General features: G+C 70.9%; 8 protein-coding genes. 3 read left to right on the top strand and 5 right to left on the bottom strand.

Going from position 1 to position 9,967, the window contains the following annotated elements; genetic code table 11:
- Positions 1 to 211 precede the first annotated feature (211 nt).
- Positions 212 to 1,591 carry an IS1380 family transposase gene (locus tag ACWD6R_RS38330; protein ID WP_451822984.1) on the top strand — a complete coding sequence of 460 codons (1,380 nt, stop codon included), beginning with the start codon at positions 212 to 214 and terminating at the stop codon, positions 1,589 to 1,591.
- Positions 1,592 to 1,752: 161 nt separating this feature from the next.
- On the opposite strand, the gene ACWD6R_RS38325 is transcribed toward ACWD6R_RS38330, so the two are convergent.
- From ACWD6R_RS38325 to ACWD6R_RS38315, 3 genes are all read right to left on the bottom strand, one after another.
- The gene (locus ACWD6R_RS38325; protein ID WP_451822983.1) at positions 1,753 to 1,932 is read right to left on the bottom strand and encodes a hypothetical protein; all 180 of its coding nucleotides are present in this window, start codon (positions 1,930 to 1,932) and stop codon (positions 1,753 to 1,755) included.
- A gap of 397 nt (positions 1,933 to 2,329) precedes the next feature.
- Positions 2,330 to 3,037, bottom strand: coding sequence for a response regulator (locus ACWD6R_RS38320; protein WP_451822982.1), 708 nt, complete (start codon positions 3,035 to 3,037; stop codon positions 2,330 to 2,332).
- Positions 3,034 to 4,623 carry a sensor histidine kinase gene (locus ACWD6R_RS38315; RefSeq protein ID WP_451822981.1) on the bottom strand — a complete coding sequence of 530 codons (1,590 nt, stop codon included), beginning with the start codon at positions 4,621 to 4,623 and terminating at the stop codon, positions 3,034 to 3,036. Before ACWD6R_RS38315 ends, ACWD6R_RS38320 begins: the two co-directional genes overlap by 4 nt.
- 251 nt (positions 4,624 to 4,874) lie before the next feature.
- Between ACWD6R_RS38315 and ACWD6R_RS38310 the strand changes: the two genes are divergently transcribed.
- Together ACWD6R_RS38310 and ACWD6R_RS38305 are read left to right on the top strand one after the other, a co-directional pair.
- On the top strand, positions 4,875 to 5,564 hold the full coding sequence (locus ACWD6R_RS38310; protein WP_451822980.1) for an ABC transporter ATP-binding protein: 690 nt from the start codon (positions 4,875 to 4,877) through the stop codon (positions 5,562 to 5,564).
- Complete coding sequence (locus tag ACWD6R_RS38305; RefSeq protein WP_451822979.1) at positions 5,561 to 7,948, top strand: FtsX-like permease family protein; 2,388 nt, start codon at positions 5,561 to 5,563, stop codon at positions 7,946 to 7,948. The genes ACWD6R_RS38310 and ACWD6R_RS38305 overlap by 4 nt, the downstream gene beginning before the upstream one ends.
- Before the next feature lie 92 nt (positions 7,949 to 8,040).
- Here the strand turns inward: ACWD6R_RS38305 and ACWD6R_RS38300 are convergent, their stop codons facing one another.
- Positions 8,041 to 8,301 carry a hypothetical protein gene (locus tag ACWD6R_RS38300; RefSeq protein WP_451822978.1) on the bottom strand — a complete coding sequence of 87 codons (261 nt, stop codon included), beginning with the start codon at positions 8,299 to 8,301 and terminating at the stop codon, positions 8,041 to 8,043.
- Between the two features lie 356 nt (positions 8,302 to 8,657).
- A partial coding sequence (locus ACWD6R_RS38295; RefSeq protein ID WP_451822977.1) for an alpha/beta fold hydrolase occupies positions 8,658 to 9,967 on the bottom strand: 1,310 nt, incomplete at its 5' end.

Raw genomic sequence — 9,967 nt, 5'->3', positions numbered from 1 at the left:
CTGAGTCCTCATCAGAACGTGACGAACTACCCAGCGTCACCAAGGGTGAAATCCACCCAAACCAACCACGGCGAGCTCCTGACCAGCAGGGTTCTGCTAATTCACCGGCATTGCCTTGACCTGCGATGATCCGGCTTGTCTAAGGCTTGGATCACGAGCGGGTGGGGGCACCTTTCACGTGCAGAGTAGCGAGTGGACGCGCGGTCTGGCCATGTCGGGGGATGGGAAGGGGCAAGTCGGCCATGTGGGCGGGGTGCATCTGCGGCTTCTCGCGGAGCGGGTGGGTCTGACCGGCGCGCTGTCGGCGGCCCTGGCCCGGCCGGGCTTCGTGGCGGTGCACGACCGGGGTCAGGTGATGGTCGATCTGGCGGTGGCGATCACGATGGGGGCCACCTGCATCCGCGACATCCGGCTGCTGGAGCACCAGCGGCCGGTCTTCGGCCCGGTCGCTTCGTTTCCCACCGCGTGGCGGGCGCTCTCGGAAGTCGGCGAGCTGGGCTTGCGCCGGATCGAGCAGGCCCGCACGGCGATACGCCGTCATGTACACGGCCTGCTCCGTGACCGCCCCGAGGGCTTCCCCGAGGTCGAGGTCGAAGGGGTGCCGCTGACGGGCTGGACCGTGATCGACAGTGATGGCACCCTGATCGCCACGCCGTCGGAGAAGGAAGGAGCCCGCGGCACCTACAAGGGCTTCCTGGGCCATCACGTGTTCGTCGCCACCTGCGACAACACCGGCGAAGAGCTCGCCGCTGTGCTGCATCCAGGCAACGTGACCGCCAACGACGCGGCTGTGAACATCGATGTCCTGTCCCGGGCGGTGGCCCAACTTCCCTGGTGGCGACGGCAGAAGATCCTATTCAGGGTGGACGGGGCCGGGTTTTCCCATCAGCTGATCGACTGGATTGCGAGCGCGGGCGGACGCGCCAGTCCGACGTTCCGCTGGGAGTATTCCATCGGCTGGTCCTTCACCGAGCGTGAGCAGGCCGCCGTGGAACTCTGCGACAAGAAGAACCTGTGGCAGCCGGCCGGGGGCGGCCCCGACGGTGGCGTGCGCGAGGACGCATTCGTCGCCGACATCACCGGCCTGCTCGGTGACCTGACGGGCTGGCCCAAGGGGCATCGGGTGATCGCCCGCAAGGAACCCCTGCACCCGCGTTACGTGAAGGACGCCTCCGCCTACGAGACCAAGGTGGGGATGCGCTACCAGACCTTCGCGACTAACAGCCGCCGCGGACAAGCCGCCTTTCTGGACGGCCGGCACCGCAAACACGCCCGCGTCGAGCCGAAGATCCGTGACCAGAAGGCGTCCGGGATGGGCCTACTGCCCTCCCGGGAACTCAGCATCAATGCCGCCTGGCTCACCGCCACGATGCTCGCCGCCGACCTGCGCGTCTGGCTCCAACTCCTCGCCCTGGACGGCGAAGAGGCCAGGGCGACTCCAAAGACTCTGCGCTACTGGATCCTCCACGTCCCGGCCCGGCTCGTGCGCGGCCAGCGCAAACGCCGCCTGAAGCTCCCCGACACCTGGCCCTGGGCCAAGGCGATCACCACCGCCTTCCAGCGGATCCTCGCCCTGCCCCGCCCCACCTGACCGGCACGAACACCTCCGACGAGTACCGAGAGGAGGTCCCAGCAGCTTCCGGGCCCGTGGAACCCGGCGTCATCCGGCACGACAGCCGACGCGCACCCCTGACCGGAACCATCCTCGGACCGGGATCAACGCGACATCACGGATGCGAGATCGACCGGACGTCACCATGAAACAACGAGGCCGGTGACGAACAGTTCTTGTTCGGTGGCGGTGTAGCGCTCCGACAAGGTGTGGTAACAGACGTTTCCCTTGCGGTTGATGTCGTCGCCACGACCCCAGCAGTTGGCGATGATCGCGTCCCCGAATCTCAGGTCCGGGACACCGACCTTGCCGGAGGACATGTGGGGCCGCTGTAGACGCCCACTCCGATATTCGCGGTCACGGGGATCAACGCGGCCGCGGCGGACGCGCTCCCGGTCGACAGAGCCAGCGCGCCGGCGCTCAGCGCCGCAACTTACCTCTCCCTGCCTCCTGATCACTGTGGACCACAGCCGTCGGCGTGGTGGCGGGCCCGGAATTGAACCGCTTGAACGACTTCATGGTGACGCTCTCCCCTGCAGCTGATCTTCGCGTGTCGGTGAGTGTGCCGTTGGGTCACACAGCGAACGTTCGTCGCTGGAGCCACCCTGAGTCGGATTCGGTCACCGGACACCCGTGCCCGCCACGGAACGGAGGTTCCGTGGCGGCCACGGATGCCCACCTCCCACGTCGGCGTGCACACTCCTCCAGGTCGAGGAGTCAGGTGGGGTCGGGAGCAGGGCGGGAAGGAGTGGGGCGGCCGGAGCCGGGGGTGACCAGGCCGGTTTCGTAGGCCACTACTACTACTTGGGCCCGGTCGCGCAGGCGCAGTTTGGCGAGGATGCGGGCCACGTGCGTCTTTACGGTCGCCTCGCTCAGCCGGAGCTCCGCGGCGAGTTCCGCGTTGCTCAGGCCCCTGGCCAGCAGCTGGAGTACGCCGAGTTCGCGCGGGGTGAGGGCGGCCAGGTCGCGGTGCAGGGGCGCGGTGCCGCCGTCGCGTACCGCGAAGCGCTCCACCAGGCGCCGGGTGATCGCCGGGGCGAGCAGCGCGTCGCCGGCCCGTACCAGGCGGATCGCCGCGACGAGGTATTCGGGGGTGACGTCCTTGAGCAGGAAGCCGCTCGCCCCCGCGGCCAGCGCCGCGTACACGTACCGGTCGAGGTCGAAGGTGGTGAGGATGACGACCCGGGGCTCCCCGGGCGCGCCGGTCAGGATCCGCCGGGTGGCCTCCAGTCCGTCGAGCCCGGGCATCCGGATGTCCATCAGCACCAGGTCCGGCTGGTGTCGCCGGACCGCCTCGACGGCCTGCTCGCCGTCCGCGGCCTCGGCCACCACCTCGATGCCGTCGGCGGCCAGGATCATCCGGAACCCGGTCCGTACCAGCGCCTGGTCGTCGGCGATCACCACGCGAAGCTGCTGATCGCTCACGCCTCTCCCACCGGGATCACGGCCCTGACCCGGTAACCGCCGCTGATCCGGCGGCCGGCGTCGAGGGTGCCACCGTAGACGGACAGCCGCTCGCGCAGGCCGATCAGGCCCCGGCCGTTGCCGGCCATCGCGGGGGCCCGGGTGCCGCCGGTGTCGGCGACCTCGATCCGCAGTTCGTCGGGGCGGTGGTCCACCGTGATCGTCACGGCGGCGCCGGCCGCGTGCTTCACCGTGTTGGTCAGCGCCTCCTGCACCACCCGGTACCCGGCCAGGTCCACACCGGGCGGCAGGGGCAGGGGGGTTCCGGACACGACCAGCTCGACGGGGACCCCGGCGTCCCGTATCCGCCCGGCCAGTACGGCCACCTGCCCCAGACCCGGCTGCGGGGCGAGTTCGGCCGCCGCCGGATCGTCCGGATCGGTGGGGTACGAGGGGTCGGACGGATCGGAGGGCATCGTCAGCAGTCCCATCGCATGGCGGAGCTCGGACATCGCCGCGCGGCCGCCGGCCTCCACCGCCAGCAGCGCCTGCTGGGCCAGCTCCGGCGAGCGGTCCATCACCTTTCGGGCCGCGCCGGCTTGCACGGTCATCATGCTGACATTGTGCGTGACCACGTCGTGCAGCTCGCGGGCGATCCTGGCCCGCTCCCGCTCCACCGCCAGCAGGGTCGCCGCCTCCTGCTCCGCCTGCAGCGAACTGACCCGCTGCCGCCAGGTGTGGATCGTGTTGGCCGCCAGGCCGCCCGGGATGAGGAGCGCGAACGGCACGAAGCCAGGGGGGATGGAGGGGATGTTGTCCGGGTGGAAGATCACGAGCAGCACGGCGCCGGCGATCAGGCTCCGTACCATCGCCTGCCGGTAGGGGCTGTAGATCGCCGCGCTGTAGGCGGCGATCAGGCAGGCGATGAAGGTGAACACGGCGGTGTCGTCCACGCCGCTGTAGGACTGCGCGGCGAAGTGGTAGGCCACCGTCGTCCCCAGCACGGCCCAGTAGGCCACCAGCGGAAAGCTGCGGCGCACGACCAGCGGCAGCGCCGTCAGCGCGGCCAGGGCCAGCAGCCACAGCGGCATGTGGACGGCGATGAACTGGGGGCCGCCGAAGCCGGGTGGCTGCGGCGGGGACAGCGTCTGCGGGGCACCGTGCGTGAGGAGGGTTTTGGGGACGAGGAGGGTCTTGGGGGCGAAGCGCACCGAATTGCCGGCGGTGTTCACCGTGGCCGCGGAGAGGAACACCGCGAGAATCACGTCGGCGGCCCAGGACCAGCGCGAGACCAACCGCGGGTCGCCGGGGCGGACGCTCACGCGGGCTTTGAGGCGCGCGGGACCGTCGCGTACGGGCCCCCGTACGCGATGCGCGGGCCGGTCGCCGGCCGGCGCGAGCCCCGCTCCCGCCGGCGCGAGCCCCGCTCCCGCCTGCGCGAGCCCCGCTCCCGCCTGCGCGAGCCCCGCTCCCGCCTGCGCGAGCCCCGGTTCCGCCGGCGCGTCGCCGCTCACCCGGTACGCGAGGCCGGGTCCCCTCGGCGCGAGGCCGCCACGGATCCGGACGAGGCTGCCGCGCAGCCGCTCCACGAAGTCAGCCCTGTTCACCGGGCCAGTGTCCCAGGCGGCCCAAGCCGACGCATCCCACCTGACGGCGACGCCCGTACATCTTTCGCCTACATCGCTGTGATGACCCGCGGCCCGGTCCGCCCGACGTGGTAGCCGACGTCGTCACGGCGGCCGACGCGCCGCGGCCCGGATCTCTCCTAACGTCGGCCCGTACCCGACGAGCCACGTCGGCCCGTACCCGACGAGCCACGTCGGCCCGTACCCGAAGAGCCGCCACCTGGAGGACCCCCATGACCACGCCGATCATCGAGATCCGCGAGGTGAGCAAGAAGTACGACGACGGGCTTCCCGCGCTGGACGGACTGTCACTGACGGTACGGGCCGGGGAGGCGCTGGCCGTGCTCGGGCCGTCCGGCAGCGGCAAGTCCACGCTGCTGAACCTGATCGCCGGGCTCGACCGGCCGACCGACGGGAGCGTCACCGTCGCGGGCGTCCGCGTCGACCAGCTGAGCGAGGCCGGCTCGGCCCGCTACCGGCGGGAGAAGGTCGGCATGGTCTTCCAGTTCTTCAACCTGCTGGACGACCTGACCGTCCTGGACAACGTGCTGCTGCCCGCCCAGCTGCTCGGGATGGGCCGGGCCGAGGCACGCGCCCGCGCCGCCGAACTCCTGGAACACCTCGGCATCGCCCGGCACGAACGCGCCTACCCCGGCCGGCTGTCCGGCGGCGAACGCCAGCGGGTCGCCGTCGCCCGGGCCCTGATGAACCGGCCCGCACTGCTGCTCGCCGACGAGCCGACCGGCGCACTCGACACCGCCTCGGGCGCCGATGTCCGCAAGCTGCTGGCCGACCTCAACGCCGACGGCCAGACCATCCTGCTGGTCACCCACGACCTCGCGCTCGCCGAGGCCTGCGCCAGCCGCACCATCGAACTGGTCGACGGCCGGATCGCCCGCGACAACCTGGCGGGCACGCGATGAGCGCTCTGGGCAAGGTGGTACGGGCCGGCGTCGGCCGCCGACGGGTGCAGAGCGTCGTGCTGGCCCTGACCACCATGACGGCGGTCGCCGCCTCGGTCATGGCGGGCGCGCTCGTGGTGGTCTCCCAGCAGCCGTTCGACCATGCCTTCGCCAAGCAGCACGGCGCCCACCTGACCGGCTACTTCGACGGCGCGAAGGCGTCGGCCGCGCAGGTCACGGCCACCGCGCGCGCCTCCGGCGTCACCGCCAGCGCCGGACCGTACGCGTCGGTCTCCGCCACGCCCCGGGTTACCCCGAACGGCGCACCGACCATCCCGGGGACGGCCCCGCTGGCGATCGCCGGGCGGGCCGCGAAGGACGGGCCGGTCGACGAGCTGACCGTCACCGCGGGCCGCTGGGTGAGCGGCCCCGGCCAGATCGTGCTCGACGCCGGCAAGTGGACCAACCCGGACATCGTGGGCGCCCGGGTGACCTTCCCGAGCGTGCCCGGCAGCGGCACGCTGACCGTCGTGGGCCTGGCCCGGTCGGTGACGCAGACCGCGGACGCGTGGGTCGCCCCCTCGCAGATCGGCGCCCTGACCGCGCCGGGCACCACGCCGCTGTACGAGATGCTCTACCGCTTCACCAAGGCCGGCAGCAAGGCCGAGATCACCGCCGACCGCGCGGCCGTCACAGCGCTCGCGCCGGCCGGCTCGCTGACCGGTTCCCAGTCGTATCTCACCACCAAGCAGGTGGTGAACCAGCAGACGGCGAGCTTCGTACCGTTCATCGTCGCGTTCGGCGTCCTGGCGCTCATCATGTCGGCGCTCATTATCGGCATCGTGGTCAGCGGCGCGGTCAGCACCGGCACGCGGCGCATCGGCATCCTGAAGTCGCTGGGCTTCGCCCCGGCGCAGGTCGGCCGCGCGTACGTGGGGCAGGCGCTGATTCCGGCTTCGGTCGGGGCCGCGCTGGGACTGCTGCTGGGCGACCTGGGCTCCGTACCGCTGCTGGGGAAGGTCGAAGGGGCGTACGGCACGCCCTCGTTGACGGTCGCGCCCTGGCTCCAGGTGGCGGTGCCCGTGGCGGTGCTGGCCCTGGTCGTCGTCAGCGCGCTGACGCCCGCGCTACGTGCCGCGCGGCTCCGTACCATCGAAGCGCTGGCCGTCGGCCGCACTCCGCGGGCCGGGCGGGGCCGCTTCGCCGCCCGGCTGACGGCCCGGCTGCCGATGCCCAGGGCGCTGAGCCTGGGGCTGGCCGGCCCGTTCGCCCGCCCGGCGCGGTCGCTGACGATCGGTACGGCGATCATGTTCGGCGCGATCGGCGTCACCTTCGCCTACGGTCTGGGCGCGTCGCTGGGCGACGTCCAGAAGGGGCTCAACCGCGACGCACCGGGCCAGGTCGTCGCCCAGAGCGGGGGGCCGCCGACCGGCGGCGCGGGCCCGGCCCCCACCAGCGGCGGGCCGCAGGAGCCGCCGGCCCAGGCCGACCCGGCAGCGATCACGCGGGCGATCGCGGGCCAGTCGGGCACCAAGGCGTACTTCGCCACCGGGTTCACCGACGTGCGCTTCGCCGGCCTGTCCGACTCGGCCACCGCCAGTACCTACCAGGGCGACTCGGCCTGGGGCGCCTACCAGATGGTCTCGGGACACTGGTTCACCGGGCCGGGCCAGATCGTCGTCGCCCAGCGGTTCCTCCAGGCGACCGGGACGCACGTCGGCGGCACCATCATCCTCCAGGGCGACGGCCGCAGCACTCCGGTCCGGATCGTCGGCGAGGCGCTGATGACCGGCAACGGCGGCCTGCGGGTCCTGACGGACGCGGGGACGCTGACCTCGGTGGGCATCCAGCCGCGGGTCGAGCGGTTCTACGTCGAGTTGAAGTCCGGCACCGACCGGACCTCCTACATCAAAACGCTCAACACCGCCCTGAGTCCGCTGGGCGCGACGGCGATGTCCAATACCAGCCAGAACAGCTCGACGATCGTGGCGATGAACGCGATCGCCCTGACACTCACCTTGATGCTGATCCTCGTGGCGGGCCTCGGCGTACTCAACACGGTCGTACTCGACACCCGCGAACGGGTGCACAGCCTCGGCGTACTCAAGGCGCTCGGGATGGCACCACGGCAGACCGTGGCCATGGTGATCACGTCGGTCGCCGGCATCGGCTCCGTGGCCGGCCTGCTGGGCGTCCCGATCGGGATCGTCCTCCACCACTACATCCTGCCCGTCATGGGCGACGCGGCCGGCACCCGCATTCCCCCGGTGGACGTCGACGTCTTCCACGCCGCCCAATTCGTCCCCCTCGCCCTGGGCGGCCTGCTGATCGCCATCCTCGGCGCCCTCCTGCCGGCCACCTGGGCCGCCCGCACCCGTACGGCCACGGCCCTGCGTACGGAATAGCCCGCGGCAGGCACCTCGAACCTCTGGGGCGCCCCTCGGCGGAGGGGCGCCCCAGGGCTGCGCGGGCCACTGCCGCCGTGGTTTATACGGGTCTATTCGGCGGCCAGCAGGTCGCGCTCCACCGCCTCGTACAAGGCGTGGATGTTCCCGCTGCCGAAGCCGCGGGAGCCGCGGCGCTCTATCAGCTCGTAGAACAGCGTGTTGCGCTCGTGCGGCGAACTGAACAGCTGGAGGAGAAGGAGATCGCCCCACTCGTCGTGCGAGCTGAGGAATTTCCACGTCGCCGGGCCGGTGGTGACGATGAGCTGTACGGTGCCCTGCCGCAGCAGCGCGGAGCTCCGGTCGACGCCCACCTCCTCCGCCGCCTGCGTGAACCCCAGCGAGGAGACGAAGTAGTCGACGACGGACTTCGGCCGCGAACTGCTGCGGCTCCTTCAGCAGAACGCGATTGTCATGAAGGAGTGGCCCGAACTCATGGCCGCACTGCCGGAACACTTCACCGAGGTGACGGCTGACCTGGCGCGACAGTATGCCGAGAACTGGATGAAGTTCGAGGAGCAGGTGCGCGGCGCCGATTCGGCCTGAAATACGCGGTGCCGTGCGGCATGCGGCGCATGCACGGTTCGGGCCTGTCGAACGAGCCGATTCTGGAGATCAACCCCGGGTAACTGCCCGCGGTCCTCGTTGCCGGGGGCCGCGGGCAGCACTCTTACTGGTTCCTGTACTGGTCCCTGGATTCCAGCCATTCGGCTATCGCCGTCCATGCCTGGCCCAGCATTTCGGGGAGCATGAGGTCGGTGTGCCGGCACGGGAGGCCGACCTGCGAAAGGGAGCCGCGCACATAGGGCTCCCACCTCCGGCCGTCCGGCGGGTCGATCTCGTCGCTGAGTTCGGCGACGAAGAGCAGCATGTCCCCGTCGAAAACACCGGGCTCGTGGCTCTTTCTGAGCGCGGTGTTGTTGCGGAAGATCTTCGCCATGAGCAGCAGCTCCTCGTCGGAGATTCCGTCAATGGCCTCCCCCACCTCCGCACGGAACCGGCCCGCGGTCTCCCGCAGGTGGCTCTCCGGATCGACGTTTTCGACGTTTTCGACGCCTTCGCCGTGGGGCCGCTCGGGCGCACCGCCGACCCGACTCGGGTAGGCGTCCATGACGACCAGTGCGCCGACGGTCTCTCCGGCGGCTTGCAACTGCACGGCTATTTCGTGGACGGGAATTCCACCGAAGGAGAAGCCCAGCATGTGGTAGGGCCCATTCGGCTGGATGGCGCGGATCCGTTCAACGTATTCCGCCGCCAATTCCTCGATGGTGCCCGCCAGTGTGCCGCTGCCGTCGATCCCCGCGGCCTGGAGCCCGTACAGCGGGATGCCGTCCGGGACGAACCGCGTCAGCGGCCGGTAGCACCAACTCAGGCCGGAGGCGGGATGGATGAAGAAGAACGGAGGCTGGTCTCCCTCGGCGCGGATCGGCAGGACCCTACCGAGCGAGTCGTTCAGCGACGCCAGGCTCAACTGGCTGACGATGCCCGCGACGGTCGGACCGGCGAACACGTTCCGGACAGAAGTGGCGACGCCCCTCTCCTTCAACCGTGTGACCAGCGTGACCGCCAGCAGCGAATGCCCGCCGAGCTGGAAGAAGTCGTCATCGACGCCGACCTCCGGAACCCCGAGAACCTCGGCGAACACCTCGCCGATCAGTGTCTCCAGGCTGGTGGCCAGGCTCCGCCTCGCGGCCGGACGCGCGGTCCCGGCTCCGGCGCCGGCCGCGTAATCGGGTGCGGGCAGCGCCTTGCGGTCCAGCTTCCCGTTCGTCGTCAGGGGCAGTTCCGGCAGCGCCACGACGGCGGCCGGGGCCATGTGATCAGGCAGCCGCCGCGCCAGGAACTCCCTGACACCGCTGCCGTCCCCAGCGTCGGTGAGGACGATGTAGGCGATCAGCCGCTTGTCGCCGGGTGTGTCCTCGCGGGCGATCACCACGGCCTGGGCCACCTCCGGGTGCGCCCGCAGTACGGTCTCGATCT

It is taken from the genome of Streptomyces sp. NPDC005151 (genome assembly GCF_053599875.1).
The sequence above is the reverse complement of the archived record's forward strand: the minus strand, read 5'-3'. Positions and strand labels throughout refer to the sequence as shown.